We start from the raw sequence: 15,429 nt of genomic DNA, 5'->3' as shown, positions 1-15,429 counted from the left end.
GCATGAGGTCCGCCATGAGCTTCCGCCGCGACACCCTGACCAAGCCGATTTTCTCCTGGGCGCGCGGCGTGCTGCCGGCGATGTCGGACACCGAGCGCGAGGCGCTGGAGGCCGGCGACGTCTGGTGGGACGCCGATCTCTTCACCGGCAACCCCGATTGGTCGAAGCTGCTGAAGGTCCCGCAGGCAACGCTGACCGAAGAGGAGCGGGCCTTCCTCAACGGCCCCGTCGACGAGCTTTGCGCCATGCTCGACGAGTGGAAGATCTTTTGGGAATGGCGCGACCTGCCGCCCGATGTCTGGCACTTCGTCAAGCGCGAAAAATTCTTCGGCATGATCATTCCGAAGGAGTTCGGCGGCCTCGGCTTCTCGCCCTATGCGCATTCGGAAGTGGTGCGCAAGATATCGACCCGCTCGATCGCCGCCGCGGTGACGGTGATGGTGCCGAACTCGTTGGGCCCCGGCGAGCTCCTGATGCACTTCGGCACGAAGGAGCAGCAGCAGCGCTGGCTGCCGCGTCTTGCCGATGGCCGCGACATTCCCTGCTTCGGCCTCACCAGCCCCGAGGCCGGCTCTGATGCCGCCTCGATGGTCGACACCGGCATCATCTGCAAAGGCACCTTCGAGGGCCAGGAGGTGCTGGGCCTGAAGCTCAACTGGCACAAGCGCTACATCACGCTCGGCCCCGTCGCGACGCTGCTTGGCCTCGCCTTCAAGGCCTATGATCCCGATTATCTCGTCGGCGACCAGGAAGAGCTCGGCATCAGCGTGGCGCTGATCCCGACCAATCTTCCCGGCGTCGAAATCGGCAAACGCCATTTGCCCTCGATGCAGGTCTTCCAGAACGGTCCGAACTGGGGCCGCGACGTTTTCATTCCGCTCGACTACGTCATCGGCGGCCAGGCGCGGCTGGGGCAGGGCTGGAAGATGCTGATGACGGCGCTCGCCGCCGGCCGCGGCATCTCGTTGCCGTCGCTCTCCGCCGCCGGCGCCGCCTATGCCGCCCGCACCACCGGCGCCTATGCCCGCATCCGCGAGCAGTTCGGCATCTCCATCTCCAAATTCGAGGGCGTCGAGGAGCCGCTCGCCCGCATTGTCGCCACTGCCTATCAGCTCGACGCGGCGCGACGGCTGACCTGCGCGGCACTGAATGCCGGGATCCATCCCGCCGTCATCTCGGGCATCATGAAGCTGCACGCGACCGAGCGGATGCGCACCGCGGTCGACGACGCTATGGACATCCATGGCGGCAAGGCCGTGATCGACGGTCCGCAAAACTATCTCGGCAATCTCCACCGCGCCGTTCCGGTCGGCATCACCGTCGAGGGCGCCAATATCCTCACCCGCAATCTCATCGTGTTCGGACAGGGCGCCATCCGCGCCCATCCCTATCTGCTCGACGAGATGAATGCGCTTGCCGATGCCGATCGCGAGCGCGGGCTCACCGCCTTCGACAAGGTGTTCTGGAAACATGTCGGCCACAGCTTCGAGACACTCTTGCGCGCGTTCGGCCGGAGCTGGAGCTTTGGTGTCTTCGCGCTTGCACCCGATGCGGGTGACGCCAGGCCATTCTATCGTCAGCTCTCGCGCTACTCGGCGGCTTTTGCCCTCTGCGCCGATATGGCGCTGTTGACGCTCGGCGGCGCGCTCAAGCGCAAAGAGATGCTGTCGGCGCGCTTCGGCGACATCCTGTCCGAGCTGTATCTGCTCTCTGCCGCGCTGAAGCGCTGGCAGGACGAGGGCCGGCAGAAGGAGGATTTTGCCGCGCTCGAATGGTGCATGGCGACGGGCTTTCGGACCATCGAGAACCGGCTTGCCGAGATTCTCGCCAATCTGCCGAACCGCTTCGTCGCAGGCATCCTCAAATTCGTGGTCCAGCCCTTCGGCGCCCGCGTGCTGGGTCCCTCCGACCGGGTCGTGCATCAATGCGCGAGCCTCGTGCTGGAGCCGTCGGCCGCGCGCGACCGCCTCACGCCCGATCTCGCTTATGTCGACGACGATGGCGGCTTCGCCCGGCTGGAGCGCGCGTTCAACCTGATCGCAGGTGCGGACGCCATCGCCAGGCGCATGCGCGCGGCTCATCTGAGCGACTGGAAGGATGCGGTGGCCAAGGGTGTGATCACGCAGGCGGAGGGCGAGCAGCTGGCCGCGGCCCGCGAAGCCGTTACAAAGGTGATCGAGGTCGACGATTTTGCGCCGGAGGCGCTGTCGCCGATTTACAAGAAAACCGGCGACGTGCATCAGTTCTTCCAGGAACTCGGTGAACAAAGGGCGGCGAGCTGATGGCACGACCGGTTTTCATCGTCGACGGCAGTCGGACGCCGTTTTTGAAGGCGCGTTCGGGGCCGGGGCCGTTCACGCCGGTCGATCTCGCCGTGCAATGCGGCCGGCCACTGCTGGCGCGTCAGCCGTTTTCGCCTGATACCTTCGACCAGGTCATCCTCGGCTGCGTCAACGTGATCGCGGACGAAATGAACCCGGCTCGCGTCGCCGCGCTCCGGCTCGGCATGGGCGAGGACATGGTCGCCTTCACCGTTCAGATCAATTGCGGATCCGGCATGCAGTCGATCGACACCGCGTACCGCTACATCCGCGAGGGCCATGCCGACATGATCCTGGCCGGCGGCACCGAGGCCTTGAGCCACGCGCCGCTGGTCTGGCCCAATTCCGGCGTGCGCTGGTTCGCCGGCCTCGCCACCGCCAAGGGCGTCGCCGCGAAGCTTGCCGCGGCCTTCAAGCTGCGGCCGCGCTATCTCAAACCGATCATCGGCCTCGAGCGCGGGCTGACCGATCCTATTACCGATCTCAACATGGGCCAGACGGCCGAAGTCGTCGGCCATCTCTTCGGCATCACCCGTGCGCAGTCCGATGCCTATGCCGCCGAGAGCCATCGCCGGCTCGCGCATGCGCAGGCGGAAGGTTTTCTCAAGGGCGAAGTCGAAACCGCGTTCTCCCGCGACGGAAAATTCTTCGACCATGATGATGGCGTGCGTCCGGACTCGACGGCCGAGAGGCTCGCAAAACTCCGGCCCGTGTTCGAGCGTCCCTGGGGCCAGGTCACCGCCGGCAATTCCTCGCAGATCACCGATGGCGCGTCCTGGGTGATCCTGGCGTCCGACGAAGCGGTCGCCAGGCACAAGCTGACGCCGAAGGCCGTCATCGTCGACAGCAACTGGGCCGCACTCGATCCAAGCATCATGGGTCTCGGTCCTGTGATGTCGGCGACGCCGTTACTGAAGCGCAATGATCTCACCATCCAGGACGTCGAGACCTGGGAGCTCAACGAGGCGTTCGCCACCCAAGTGCTCGGCTGCCTCGCCGCCTGGAATGACGACAAGTTCTGCCGCGAGATTTTGGGACTGGACGGCGCTGCCGGCGAGGTCGACCGCGACAAACTCAACGTCGATGGCGGCGCTATCTCGCTCGGGCATCCCGTCGGCACGTCCGGCAATCGCATCGTGCTGCATCTCGTCAACACCATGAAGCGGCTCGGCACGCGGCGCGGCGTTGCCACCGAATGCATCGGCGGCGGGCTCGGCGGCGCCATGCTGATCGAGGCGGTATGACCATGGATTCCAGGATCATGACCGCGCTCGGCGACGGCGTGCTGGAGCTCGGGCCCAAGCCCGCCGCCGATCGTCCCTACAAGCACTTCAAGCTGACGCGCGACGCCGACGGTGTCGCCTGGCTGCTGTTTGACCGCACTGACGCCAGCGCCAACACGCTGTCCTCGGAGGTGATGGAGGAGTTCGACGCCGTGCTGGCGGCGATCGAGACCGAGCGCCCTGCCGGCCTCGTGATCCGCTCCGCAAAGCCGTCCGGCTTCATCGCGGGCGCCGACGTCAACGAATTTCGCGGCGCCAGTGACGCCGGGATGGTGGAGACGCGGATCCGCGCCGCCCATGCGGTGGTCGATCATCTTGAAGCGCTGAAGCTGCCGACGGTCGCGGTGATCCACGGCTTCTGCCTCGGCGGCGGGCTCGAAGTCGCGCTCGCCTGCCAATCGCGCATCGCGATCGACGGCGCGCGCTTCGGTTTCCCTGAGGTGATGCTGGGGCTACATCCCGGTCTCGGCGGCACCGCGCGTTTCACTGCGCTGGTCAATCCGACACAATCGATGGCCCTGATGCTGACCGGCCGCACCATCGATGCCCGCCGCGCCAGATCGCTCGGCCTCGTCGACACCGTGACGCAGGAGCGCCACGTTCGCAATGCCGTCAAGGATGCGCTGTTCGGCCGCCTCAAGAGGGCGCGGCCGGGTTTTCTGACGCGTGCGGCGAATTTCGGCCCGGTGCGCGGGCTGCTGGCCAAACGGATGCGATCGGAGGCGGCGAAGGCCGCGTCCCGCGAGCATTATCCGGCGCCCTATGCCTTGATCGATCTCTGGGAGACCCATGGCGGCAGCAAGGCCGCGATGCTCGGGGCAGAGCAGGCCTCGTTCGCCAAGCTGATGGTGACGCCGACCGCGCAGAATTTGATCCGCGTGTTCTTCCTGCGCGAGCAGATGAAGAAAGCGGCAGGCTCCGGCAACACGATCAGGCATGCCCACGTCATCGGCGCGGGCGCCATGGGCGGCGACATCGCGGCCTGGTGCGCGGGGCAGGGGGTGCGCGTCTCGCTCGCCGACATGAAGGCGGAGCCGATCGCGGGCGCAGTCAAGCGCGCCGCCGAGCTCTACGGCAAGATCATCCGCAAGCCGACCGAGGTGCGCGACGCGCTCGATCGCCTCATGCCTGACATGGATGGGGAGGGCGTCCGCAACGCCGATCTCATCATCGAGGCGGTCCCGGAGAAGCTCGAGCTCAAGCAGAAGGTCTATGCCGGCCTCGAGCCGCGAATGAAGCCGGGCGCGATCCTCGCGACCAACACGTCGAGCATTCCGCTGCAGGATTTGCGCACCACGCTGGCGCGGCCGGAGCGGCTGGTCGGTCTCCACTTCTTCAACCCGGTGTCGCGGTTGCAACTGGTCGAAGTCGTCAGCCATGACGGTAACGATACGCAGGTGCTGAAGGAGGCACTCGCCTTCGTCGGCGCGATCGATCGGCTGCCGTTGCCGGTGAAGAGCTCGCCGGGCTTCCTCGTCAACCGCGCGCTGACGCCTTACATGCTGGAAGCGATGGTGATGCTGGACGAGAAGATCGACCAGCGCCTGATCGACGCCGCCGCGGAGCAGTTCGGCATGCCGATGGGGCCGATCGAACTGGCCGACCAGGTCGGGCTCGACATTTGTCTCGATGTCGGCGACATGCTGCGCACCAAGTTCGGCGATCTGCTGCCGCCGACGCCGGCCTGGCTGCGCGAGAAGGTCGCCAAGGGCGAACTCGGCCGCAAGACCGGCAAGGGCTTTTACGTCTGGCGTGACGGCAAGGCCGAGAAGGCGCCGTTGCCCGAGACCGGTCCGCGCGTCACCGACCAGATGATCGACCGCCTGGTGCTGCCGATGTCCAACGTCTGCGTCGCGGCGCTTCGCGAGGGTATCGTGGATGATGCCGACATGGTCGACGGCGCCATGATCTTCGGCACCGGTTATGCACCGTTCCGTGGCGGCCCGTTGAATTATGCGCGCACGCGTGGCGTCGATCATGTCGTATCCACCTTGCGCGCGCTGGCCGGAAGATTCGGCGAGCGCTTTGCGCCGGATCCGGGCTGGGACAATTTCAAGTGAGCAATTTCAAGTGAGCAATCTTCAAGTGAGAGCGGCATGAACGAGCAAGCCGATGCCGGGCCGGGCGGCGATCTCTGCATTCGCACGCTGGCGATGCCTGCCGACACCAACGCCAACGGTGACATCTTCGGCGGCTGGCTGCTCAGCCAGATGGACGTCGGCGGCGGCGTGTTTGCGTCAAAGGTCGCGAAGTCGCGCACCGTGACCGTCGCCATCGAGGCGATGAATTTCCGCAAGGCCGTCTATGTCGGCGATCTCGTTTCGGTCCACGCCCACCTCGTTCGCGTCGGGCGCACCTCCATCACCGTGCATCTGGAAGCATGGGCGCTGCGCCGCGGCGAGCAGCAACCGTTCCTCGTCACCGACGGCAACTTCACCTACGTCTCGATCGACGAGCACGGCCGCCCGCAGCCGGTTCGCCCGACCGACACCGCGATCGCGACGTAATCGCACGCGGCGTTGCGCCTCATCTGTCTGATGCGTGCGGCAACACCAAACGCGGCGCGACTGAGTCCCGCCGCCGCGGCTTTGCCAAGAACCAGTCATAAAACGGATGAGGTCCCGGCGTACTCCGTCGCGTGTCGATCCGGGGTGGAAACGGCGTCAAAATGCCCAGGAACCTTTGGGCAGAACTGCCGTTGTTTGCCCGCACTGAGGAATCCACGGACCATGCCGGACAGCTACATCATCGAAGTCGATTCGCAGACCGCAGGTATCGTCGTTCGTTCCCAGGGAGGCTACTGCTTTTTCGCCTCGTCCAGCCGCTTCAACCGTCTCGAAGGCCAGCTCTTCCGCAACGCCCGCGAAGCCGAGCGCGCCGCGCGCAAGCTGGTTAACGGTGATGTGAAGGAAGCGGCTTAGTCCTCCCGCGGGTCATTCCGGGCCGCGTGTGGCCCGAGAGGTGGGAATCTTTTGCCGCGAACTCTGCCTTCCCTTCTCGCCTTGTTGGAGAAGGTGGCGCGTAGCGCCGGATGAGGGGTCGTCTCCGCGAATTCCAATGCGAGAGGATTCGTTGTCGGACAGAAACCCCTCACCCGACTTCGCTTCGCGAAGCCACCCTCTCCCGCAACGGAGAGGGGAAGAGCCGTTGTTCACAACTTCGTCGCCGCCCGTGAGAGCAGCTTCCAGTCGTCGCCCTGCTTCTGCCAGTTCATCAGGATGTGAAGGTTGGTCGGCACTTTTTTCCCATCAGCCGCCATCTCTTGTTCCGCCACCCAGTGGAAGCGCACGATCGCGGCGGGGCCGACGACCTTGATGGTCGGGTCCTTGTACTCGATCGACAGGAATTTGGATTTGCCGTCGGTGGCGTTGGCGATGAAGGTCGCCTTGTCCTCGACCTTGCCGCTGGAATGGCTGTAGCTCACCTCTTCGGCGCAGAGTGCGCCGAGCGCCTTGGGATCGGCCGCGATCTGGGCGAGACGGAACGCCTCGACCTTCTTCGCCACGGCTTCCTCGTCGGCCGAGGCCGCCAGCACCGGTGTCGTGAGCGCTGAAACTGCAAGAGTGGAGACGGCAAGAGCTGGGACGGCAAGAGTCGAGAGAGCGAGATCGCGTCGGTTGATCGTCATCGTTTCCTCCTTTTTGGTCTTGCATGGAGTGTTGCAGTCGCACGCGACTTTGTCGAGGGTCGCGTATTGGTCATGCACGTGCGTCATTGCGCGATTGACGCTGTATTGATACGGCTTTCGTATTGATGCGTCATATATTCGGGAAAGTACGGACATGATCGAGGCTATCGGCAGGGCGTTGCTGTTCGACATCGACGGTACGCTCGCCAACACCGATCCGCTGCACTTGAAGGCGTTCAATCTGGTGCTCGGCCCTCGCGGCCACGTCTTCGATCACGCGCGCTTCTCCAGAGAGCTGCAAGGCTTCGCGAATGTATCGATCGGCGAGCGTTTTCTGCCCGACGAGGCGCCCGAACGGCGTGCCTTGATCCTCGATGAGAAGGAGGAAGTCTTCCGCACGCTTGTTGCCGGGCAGATCGAGCCGCTGCCGGGCCTGATGGCGCTGCTCGACAGGGCGGATGCGGCCGGTATTCCCATGGTTGCCGTGACCAATGCCCCGCGGCTCAATGCGGAGCTGCTGCTGTCCGGCCTCGGCATCACGCACCGCTTCAAGGCGCTCGTGATCGGTGCCGAGCTGTTGCACGGCAAGCCGCATCCGCTGCCTTATCAGGAAGGGTTGCGCTTTGCCGGCGCCAGCGCCATGGCCTCGATCGCGTTCGAGGACTCCCGCACCGGCGTGCAATCGGCCGCAGCGGCCGGCATTCCGACCATCGGTATCCGGACCAGCCTCAGCCATGCTGATCTCGTCGCCGCCGGGGCCATCGCCTCCGCCAGCGCCTTCGACGATCCGGAGCTGCTGGCGCGTCTCGCCGCCGCAATGGCGTGGTGAGGACCTTGGTCCGTTAACCGTGATCGGCGCGCGCATTGACCGAGCGCGCGAACCGCCGCACCATGCAGCTTCCTGACTTGAGGCCATCGCCGTGACCGGACTGACCCATCGCCAAGCCGAAATCCTCAACATCGCGCGAGCCTCGGGCCGCGTCATGGTCGAGGAGCTGGCGCGCCGGTTCGAGGTCTCGGCGCAGACCATCCGCAAGGATCTCAACGACCTCTGTGAGCGGCGCTCGCTGACCCGCATTCATGGCGGCGCCATCATCGCATCCGGCGTCGAAAACCTCGCCTACGAGGCGCGGCGCTTCGTCGCCGCCGACGAGAAGAAGGCGATTGGAGCCGCGGCCGCCTCGCTGATCCCGAACGGCTGCTCGCTCTTCATCAACATCGGCACCACGACCGAGGAGGTCGCGAGCGCGCTGACCTCGCACGAGGACCTCCTCGTTATCACCAACAATCTGAACGTCGCCATGCTGCTCTATCGTCATCCCCGCATCGAGGTGGTGGTCGCCGGCGGCACGGTGCGGCGCGCCGACGGCGCGGTGGTCGGCTCGACCGCGACGCAGCTGATCGGCCAGTTCAAGGTCGACTATGCCATCATCGGAGCGTCCGCGATCGACGAGGAGGGCGCGCTGCTCGACTTCGACTATCGCGAGGTGCAGGTGGCGCAGGCCATCATCGCCAACGCCCGCAGCGTCATGCTGGTCGCTGATTCCACCAAGCTCCGGCGCAGCGCGCCGGTCCGCATCGCGCATATCAGCCAGATCCAGACCTTCGTCACCGACCAGGAATTGCCAGAGCGCCTCGCCACCATCTGCCACGGCAAGGGCATCGAGGTGATGGCCGCGATGCCGAAGGGGGCGGACGTCGATGAGGCTCAGGCCGAGGCACAAGAAGCGCCCGAGGCCGCGCCGGTGGTGCGGCTGAGGTAGGACTATGGGTTGTCCCACGGGTTCAGCAGCGGCACGCCGAATACCGCAAAATCCTTCACATTGCGCGTGACGAGCATGAGGTTGTTTGCCAGCGCGGTCGCGGCAAAGAAGCCGTCCATGACAGACAATGCGAGACCGCTTCTGCGACTCTGAGCCATCAGGTCACCCCAGCGTTCCGCGACCGCGTGGTCGATCGGCAGTGTGCGCCCGGCAAAACGCTCCGGCAGATCGCGGGCAAGCCAGGCGGCCAGTGCTGCACGGCGACGGCCGTCCTCCAGCAACGCGATGCCGCGACGAAGCTCGGCGATCGATGCCGCGCTGATGAACGCACGATCCTCGTCGATCGTATCAAGCCATGACAAGACTTTCGGCGAAGGGGCGGGCCTCTGGACCTCCGACAACACGTTGGTGTCGAGCAGTAGATTCACGGCAGCTCGTCGTGCGGCGCGTCGTGAACGCGTTCAAGCTCGAGGTCGCCGCTGCGCAGCGGCGAAGCCAGCAGGAATTCGGCCAAGGTACCTTTGCGCGCCGTCTTGCGCGCCCATTCCTCGACGGAAACGATCACCGCGTTGGGCTTGCCGTGTCGGGTGATGATTTGCGGGCCGGCTTGGGCACGATCGATCACCTCGGAGAGCCGGGCCTTGGCGTTGGCAAGCGTCCACGAGTCCGTCGCTGGTGAATCTGGTGCAGTGTGTTCCGTCATGCAAACAACGACCAATATGACTATTCTTACTAATAAGGGTCATCGACGACTTTTCAAGAGCAATAATGCCGCTCAAATCCCTCCTGAACTGCCTATTTCGCCCCCCGTGTGCCCGCTTAAAAGTTCCGCTTTCACTTCGTTTCTCTCCTCTTTCATCTTGCTTTCGTTTTCTGGTGTGATCTAATCAAAAGCGAAAGTAACCGCTCGATTGAACGGGCGGTCGCCGGGGGATGCGTCTGTTGGATCGTATTTTCGACCTCGCCATTATCGGAGGCGGTGTTAACGGCTGCGGCATCGCGCGCGACGCGGTGGGCCGCGGCAACACGGTTTTCCTGTGCGAAATGAACGATCTGGCGAGCGGGACGTCGTCCTGGTCGACCAAGCTGGTGCATGGCGGCCTGCGCTATCTCGAATATTACGAGTTCCGGCTGGTTCGCGAGGCGCTGATCGAGCGCGAGATTCTCTGGGGCATCGCGCCGCACATCATTCGCCCCCTGCGTTTCGTTTTGCCGCACCATGCGGGCCTGCGGCCAGCCTGGCTGCTGCGCCTCGGCCTCTTTCTCTATGACCACATCGGTGGCCGTCATCTGTTGCCGGCGACGCGCTCGGTTGACCTCCGACGCGACGAGGTCGGCCGCCCGCTGATCCCGAACCGCTACGGCCGCGCGTTCGAATATTCCGACTGCTTCGTCGACGACGCCCGTCTCGTCGTGCTCAACGCACGCGATGCCGCCGACAAGGGCGCCGAGATCCGCACCCGCACTCGCGCGACGGATATCAAACAGTCAGACGGCATCTGGACCGTCAGCATGATCGACACGCTGACAGGCGCGCGCTCGTCGATCCAGGCCCGTGCGGTTGTCAATGCCGGCGGGCCCTGGGTCGAGGATGTGCTCGGCCGCGGCGCCGGCGTCAACGCGAAAGCCAAGGTGCGCCTGGTGCAGGGCTCGCACATCGTCGTGAAAAAACTCTACGACCACGACCGCGCCTACATGTTCCAGAATGCAGATGGCCGCATCATCTTCGTCATTCCCTATCAGGACGATTTTACGCTGATCGGCACCACCGACCGCGACTATGACGGCGATCCCGCCAAGGTGAAGGCGACGGCCGAAGAGATCCAGTATCTCTGCACGGCGGCGAGCGAATATCTGGCCAAGCCTGTCACGCCCGATGACGTGGTTTGGACCTACTCCGGCGTACGTCCGCTCTATGACGACGGGGCCAGCGAAGCCAAGGCCGCGACGCGCGACTATGTGTTCGAACTCGACACGCCCGGCGGCGTGCCGCTGCTGTCGATCTATGGCGGCAAGATCACGACCTATCGCCGTCTCGCCGAGGAGGCGCTGGAGCGGCTCGCGCCCTATCTTCGCAGTGCGAAAGCACGCGAAGGCTGGACCGGCAAATGGCCGCTGCCCGGCGGCGACATGGGCGTGTCCGATGTCGACGGCCTGATCGCCGAGCTTCAGCGCGGCTATCCTTTCCTCAGCCACGAGCATGCGCGGCGCCTGGCGCGCGCCTATGGCACGAGGGCGATCAAGCTGCTTGGGGATGCGAAATCGGCGGTCGATCTCGGCCAGGCCTTCGGTGCGACGCTGACCGAGCGCGAAGTCCGCTATCTCATCGCCAACGAATGGGCCGTCACCGCCGAAGATATCGTCTGGCGCCGTTCCAAGCTCGGCCTGCGACTAAGTGCCGACGAGATCGCGGCGCTGGACGACTGGATCAGGACCCACGCCGTGCAGCAAAGTCCCCTGCTGGAAGCCGGAGGACGCTCATGACGGTGACACTCGATCACGTGACCCGGACTGTCGACTGGGTCCCACACATCCGCGACGTCTCGCTGACGCTCGAGAGCGGCACGCTCAACGTGCTGCTCGGGCCGACGCTGTCGGGCAAGACCTCGATCATGCGGCTGCTCGCTGGCCTGGACAAACCGACATCGGGCAAGCTGCTGGTCAACGGCAAGGACGTCACCGGGGTCGACGTGCGCCAGCGCTCGGTCGCCATGGTCTATCAGCAGTTCATCAACTACCCCTCGCTGTCGGTCTACGAGAACATCGCTTCGCCTTTGCGCGTGCAGGGCAAGCCGCGCGCCGAAATCGAGGCGCGCGTTGCGGAAGCCGCCCGGCTGCTCCGGCTCGAGCCGTTCCTGAAGCGCACGCCGCTCCAGCTTTCCGGCGGCCAGCAGCAGCGAACTGCGATGGCGCGCGCGCTGGTGAAGGGCGCCGACCTCGTGCTGCTCGACGAGCCGCTCGCCAATCTCGACTACAAGCTGCGCGAGGAACTGCGCACCGAGCTGCCGCGCATCTTCGAGGCCTCCGGCGCGATCTTCGTCTATGCCACCACCGAGCCGACCGAGGCGCTGCTGCTCGGCGGCAACACGGTGTGCATGTGGCAGGGAGAGGCGCTCCAGATCGGCGAGACTCCAAAGGTCTACCGTCATCCGCAGACCTTGCGGGTCGCGCAGGTGTTCTCCGATCCGCCGCTGAATCTCGTCGGCATCGAGAAGAAGAACGGTTCCGTGCAATATGCGGGCGGCATTGCCGCGCCGGCGTCCGGTCTCTATTCCTCGCTCGCGGACGGCGCCTATCGCGTCGGATTTCGCGCCCATCAGCTCGCACTTGCCAATGGCGAGACTGACCGCCACGCCTTCCATGCGACGGTAACGGTGACCGAGATCACCGGTTCGGAGAGTTTCGTGCATCTGACCCGCGACGGATCGAACTGGGTGGCGGTGCTGCACGGCGTGCACGAATTCGAGCCCGGCCAGACGCTCGATGCCGTGCTCGATCCCAACGACGTGTTCGTTTTCGATGCTGCCGACCGGCTGGTCGCGGCACCCGGTCCCATAGCGTTTTCAAGCGAAGTGCCGAGCGGTTCGCGTGAAGAAAACGCGTCAAAGAAAAAAGCCTGAGGGGGATGCGACATGGCCCGCATTGACCTCGTCGATCTCGCCCACTCCTACGGCGGCAATGATGCCCCGCAGGACAGCTTTGCTCTCAAGCCTGTCACCATGACCTGGCGGCAGGGCGGCGCCTATGCGCTGCTCGGGCCGTCCGGCTGCGGCAAGACCACGCTGCTCAACGTCATCTCCGGCATCATCACGCCGTCGCGGGGGAAAATCCTGTTCGACGGCGAGGACATCACACCGCTGTCAACCCAGAAGCGCAACATCGCCCAGGTGTTCCAGTTTCCGGTGATCTACGACACCATGACGGTGGGGCAAAATTTGGCGTTCCCTCTGAAGAACCGCGGCGTGCCGAAGGCTGAGATCGACAAGCGGGTCGCCGAGATCGGCCGCTTGCTCGACCTCGAGCCCTATCTGAACCGCAAGGCGACGCGGCTCACGGCCGATGCCAAGCAGAAGATCTCGCTCGGCCGCGGCCTGGTACGCTCCGACGTTGCCGCCGTGCTGTTCGACGAGCCGCTCACCGTGATCGACCCCGAGCTGAAATGGCAGCTCCGCTCCAAGTTGAAGGCGCTGCATCGCGAGCTCGACCTGACGATGATCTACGTCACCCACGACCAGACCGAGGCGCTGACCTTCGCCGACACCGTGGTGGTCATGCATGACGGCCGCGTGGTGCAGAGCGGCACGCCGGCCGAGTTGTTCGACAAGCCGGCGCACACGTTCGTCGGCTATTTCATCGGCTCGCCCGGCATGAACATCCTGTCGGCCGAGGTGAGGGGCCGTGAGGCCAAGATCGGCGGTCATGTGATCGCGCTCAACCGCAGCTACGACAAGCTGCCTGCTGGCGCGAAGATCGAGATCGGCGTCCGTCCGGAATTCGTTGAGGCCGTCGCGCCGGCGCCCGGCCTGCTCAGTGCGAAGATCGAACGCGTCGACGACCTCGGCCGCATCCGCTTCGCGCGCGCGCGGCTCGGTGACGCCAAGCTCGCGGCGCGCGCGCCGGCCGGCTTCACCAGCCCGGACGGCACGGGCGGCCTGAAATTCGATCCGTCGCACGTCCACGTCTATGCCGACAGCCTTCTGGTGGAGGGAGCCGCCTGATGGACAAGACTATCAACCAAAAAGCCTGGTTCCTGGTGCTGCCGGTGTTCCTGGTCGTCGCCTTCTCGGCAGTGCTGCCGTTGATGACGGTGGTGAACTATTCGATGCAGGACACCTTCGGCAACAACCAGTTCTTCTGGAACGGTGTCGGCTGGTTCAAGGAATTGCTCGATCCTTCGACCGACCTCGGCGGCCGCTTCCTGGCTTCGCTCGGCCGCAATCTGTTCTTCTCGCTGGTGATCCTCGCGATCGAGGTGCCGCTCGGCATCGTCGTCGCGCTCTCGATGCCGCGCCAGGGCTGGACGGTTGCGGCCTGCCTCGTCATCCTCGCGTTGCCGCTGCTGATCCCGTGGAACGTGGTCGGCACGATCTGGCAGATCTTTGGCCGTCCCGACATCGGCCTGCTCGGCTATGTCCTCAATGCGACCGGCATCGATTATAATTACGTCTCCAACGACATCGACGCCTGGGTCACGGTCATCGTGATGGACGTCTGGCACTGGACCAGCCTGGTCGCGCTGCTGTGCTATGCCGGACTTAAGTCGATCCCGGAGGCTTATTACCAGGCGGCGCAGATCGATGGCGCCTCGCGTTGGGCCGTGTTCAAGGCGATCCAGCTGCCGAAGATGAACCGCGTGCTGCTGATCGCGGTGCTGCTGCGCTTCATGGACAGTTTCATGATCTACACCGAACCGTTCGTGGTGACTGGTGGGGGGCCCGGCAATTCGACGACTTTCGTGTCGATCGAGCTGGTCAAGATCGCGCTCGGCCAGTTCGACCTCGGCAAGGCCGCCGCGCTGTCGCTGGTCTACAACCTCATCATCCTGATCGTCTGCTGGATCTTCTACACCGTCATGACCAACGCCGGCAGCGATCGGAAGCCGCAGGAAGGAGCCGTGTGATGCACTCGATCCCCGGCCGTCGCCTCATCATGGCGCTGTTTTTGATCTTCCTGCTGTTGCCGATCTACTGGCTCGTCAACATGAGCTTCAAGACCAACGCCGAGATCGTCTCGACGATGACGCTGTGGCCGCACGCGCCGACGCTCCAGCACTACAAGCGCATCTTCACCGATGAGAGCTGGTATTCCGGCTATATCAACTCGTTGGAATATGTCGTCCTCAACACCATCATCTCGATCTCGGTGGCGCTGCCGGCGGCCTACGCGTTCTCGCGCTACCGTTTCCTCGGCGACAAGCATCTGTTCTTCTGGCTGCTCTCGAACCGCATGGCGCCGGCCGCGGTCTATGCCCTGCCGTTCTTCAATCTCTATTCGGCGATCGGGCTGTTCGATACGCCCTGGGCGGTCGCGCTCGCGCACTGCATCTTCAACGTCCCGCTGGCGGTGTGGATCCTGGAAGGCTTCGTCTCCGGCGTGCCGCGCGAGATCGACGAGACCGCCTTCCTCGACGGCTATTCCTTCCCGCGCTTCTTCATCAAGATCCTGGTGCCGCTGATTGCGAGCGGCATCGGCGTCGCCGCCTTCTTCTGCTTCATGTTCTCCTGGGTCGAGCTGCTGCTCGCGCGCACGCTGACCTCGGTCTCGGCCAAGCCGATCGCGGCGATCATGACGCGCACGGTGTCGGCTGCGGGCATGGACTGGGGCCTGCTGGCGGCAGCCGGCGTGCTGACGATCATCCCGGGCGCACTCGTGATCTGGTTCGTCCGCAATTATATCGCGAGCGGTTTCGCGCTCGGTCGGGTCTAGGGAGGCAT

Annotated in this window: 15 protein-coding genes; 12 read left to right on the top strand and 3 right to left on the bottom strand. The window is 64.6% G+C overall.

All coding sequences use genetic code 11. The features are described from left to right. Positions 1 to 14: 14 nt before the first annotated feature. From IVB54_RS29695 to IVB54_RS29675, 5 genes are all read left to right on the top strand, one after another. Positions 15 to 2,282, top strand: coding sequence for an acyl-CoA dehydrogenase (locus tag IVB54_RS29695; RefSeq protein ID WP_018454993.1), 2,268 nt, complete (start codon positions 15 to 17; stop codon positions 2,280 to 2,282). Further along, positions 2,282 to 3,565 carry an acetyl-CoA C-acetyltransferase gene (locus tag IVB54_RS29690; protein WP_018454992.1) on the top strand — a complete coding sequence of 428 codons (1,284 nt, stop codon included), beginning with the start codon at positions 2,282 to 2,284 and terminating at the stop codon, positions 3,563 to 3,565. The genes IVB54_RS29695 and IVB54_RS29690 overlap by 1 nt, the downstream gene beginning before the upstream one ends. A gap of 2 nt (positions 3,566 to 3,567) precedes the next feature. Beyond that, the gene (locus tag IVB54_RS29685) at positions 3,568 to 5,664 is read left to right on the top strand and encodes a 3-hydroxyacyl-CoA dehydrogenase NAD-binding domain-containing protein (RefSeq protein WP_247776571.1); all 2,097 of its coding nucleotides are present in this window, start codon (positions 3,568 to 3,570) and stop codon (positions 5,662 to 5,664) included. A 36-nt stretch (positions 5,665 to 5,700) separates the two neighbouring features. Beyond that, complete coding sequence (locus IVB54_RS29680) at positions 5,701 to 6,111, top strand: acyl-CoA thioesterase (protein ID WP_018454990.1); 411 nt, start codon at positions 5,701 to 5,703, stop codon at positions 6,109 to 6,111. Between the two features lie 222 nt (positions 6,112 to 6,333). Continuing rightward, a complete protein-coding gene (locus tag IVB54_RS29675) occupies positions 6,334 to 6,525 on the top strand; it encodes a hypothetical protein (protein ID WP_018454989.1) in 192 nt (63 codons plus the stop codon). A gap of 230 nt (positions 6,526 to 6,755) precedes the next feature. On the opposite strand, the gene IVB54_RS29670 is transcribed toward IVB54_RS29675, so the two are convergent. Next, entirely contained in the window at positions 6,756 to 7,232 is a 477-nt protein-coding gene (locus IVB54_RS29670) for a nuclear transport factor 2 family protein (RefSeq protein ID WP_026232853.1), read from the bottom strand. Between the two features lie 154 nt (positions 7,233 to 7,386). On the opposite strand from IVB54_RS29670, the gene IVB54_RS29665 reads away from it, so the two are divergent. Further along, positions 7,387 to 8,061: an HAD-IA family hydrolase gene (locus IVB54_RS29665; protein ID WP_018454987.1), complete on the top strand. Its 675-nt coding sequence runs from the start codon at positions 7,387 to 7,389 to the stop codon at positions 8,059 to 8,061. A 91-nt stretch (positions 8,062 to 8,152) separates the two neighbouring features. Beyond that, entirely contained in the window at positions 8,153 to 8,995 is an 843-nt protein-coding gene (locus tag IVB54_RS29660) for a DeoR/GlpR family DNA-binding transcription regulator (protein WP_018454986.1), read from the top strand. Positions 8,996 to 8,997: 2 nt separating this feature from the next. Here IVB54_RS29660 and IVB54_RS29655 read toward each other — a convergent pair whose 3' ends face one another. Then, entirely contained in the window at positions 8,998 to 9,423 is a 426-nt protein-coding gene (locus IVB54_RS29655; RefSeq protein ID WP_018454985.1) for a type II toxin-antitoxin system VapC family toxin, read from the bottom strand. Further along, on the bottom strand, positions 9,420 to 9,698 hold the full coding sequence (locus IVB54_RS29650; RefSeq protein WP_018454984.1) for a type II toxin-antitoxin system Phd/YefM family antitoxin: 279 nt from the start codon (positions 9,696 to 9,698) through the stop codon (positions 9,420 to 9,422). Before IVB54_RS29650 ends, IVB54_RS29655 begins: the two co-directional genes overlap by 4 nt. Positions 9,699 to 9,928: 230 nt before the next feature. Between IVB54_RS29650 and glpD the strand changes: the two genes are divergently transcribed. The 5 genes from glpD to IVB54_RS29625 are packed head-to-tail and all read left to right on the top strand — an operon-like array spanning position 9,929 to position 15,421. After that, complete coding sequence (gene glpD, locus IVB54_RS29645; protein WP_085361305.1) at positions 9,929 to 11,479, top strand: glycerol-3-phosphate dehydrogenase; 1,551 nt, start codon at positions 9,929 to 9,931, stop codon at positions 11,477 to 11,479. Next, positions 11,476 to 12,615: an ABC transporter ATP-binding protein gene (locus IVB54_RS29640; protein WP_247776570.1), complete on the top strand. Its 1,140-nt coding sequence runs from the start codon at positions 11,476 to 11,478 to the stop codon at positions 12,613 to 12,615. The genes glpD and IVB54_RS29640 overlap by 4 nt, the downstream gene beginning before the upstream one ends. A gap of 12 nt (positions 12,616 to 12,627) precedes the next feature. Next, a complete protein-coding gene (locus IVB54_RS29635) occupies positions 12,628 to 13,713 on the top strand; it encodes an ABC transporter ATP-binding protein (RefSeq protein WP_247776569.1) in 1,086 nt (361 codons plus the stop codon). Further along, positions 13,713 to 14,615 carry a sugar ABC transporter permease gene (locus tag IVB54_RS29630; protein WP_018454980.1) on the top strand — a complete coding sequence of 301 codons (903 nt, stop codon included), beginning with the start codon at positions 13,713 to 13,715 and terminating at the stop codon, positions 14,613 to 14,615. The genes IVB54_RS29635 and IVB54_RS29630 overlap by 1 nt, the downstream gene beginning before the upstream one ends. Continuing rightward, entirely contained in the window at positions 14,615 to 15,421 is an 807-nt protein-coding gene (locus IVB54_RS29625) for a carbohydrate ABC transporter permease (protein WP_018454979.1), read from the top strand. Before IVB54_RS29630 ends, IVB54_RS29625 begins: the two co-directional genes overlap by 1 nt. The last annotated feature ends 8 nt before the right edge of the window (positions 15,422 to 15,429 follow it).

The organism is Bradyrhizobium sp. CW1, assembly GCF_023100665.1.
Lineage (GTDB): Bacteria > Pseudomonadota > Alphaproteobacteria > Rhizobiales > Xanthobacteraceae > Bradyrhizobium > Bradyrhizobium canariense_D.
Note: the sequence above shows the minus strand (reverse complement) of the source record. Positions and strands in the feature narration are given on the sequence as shown.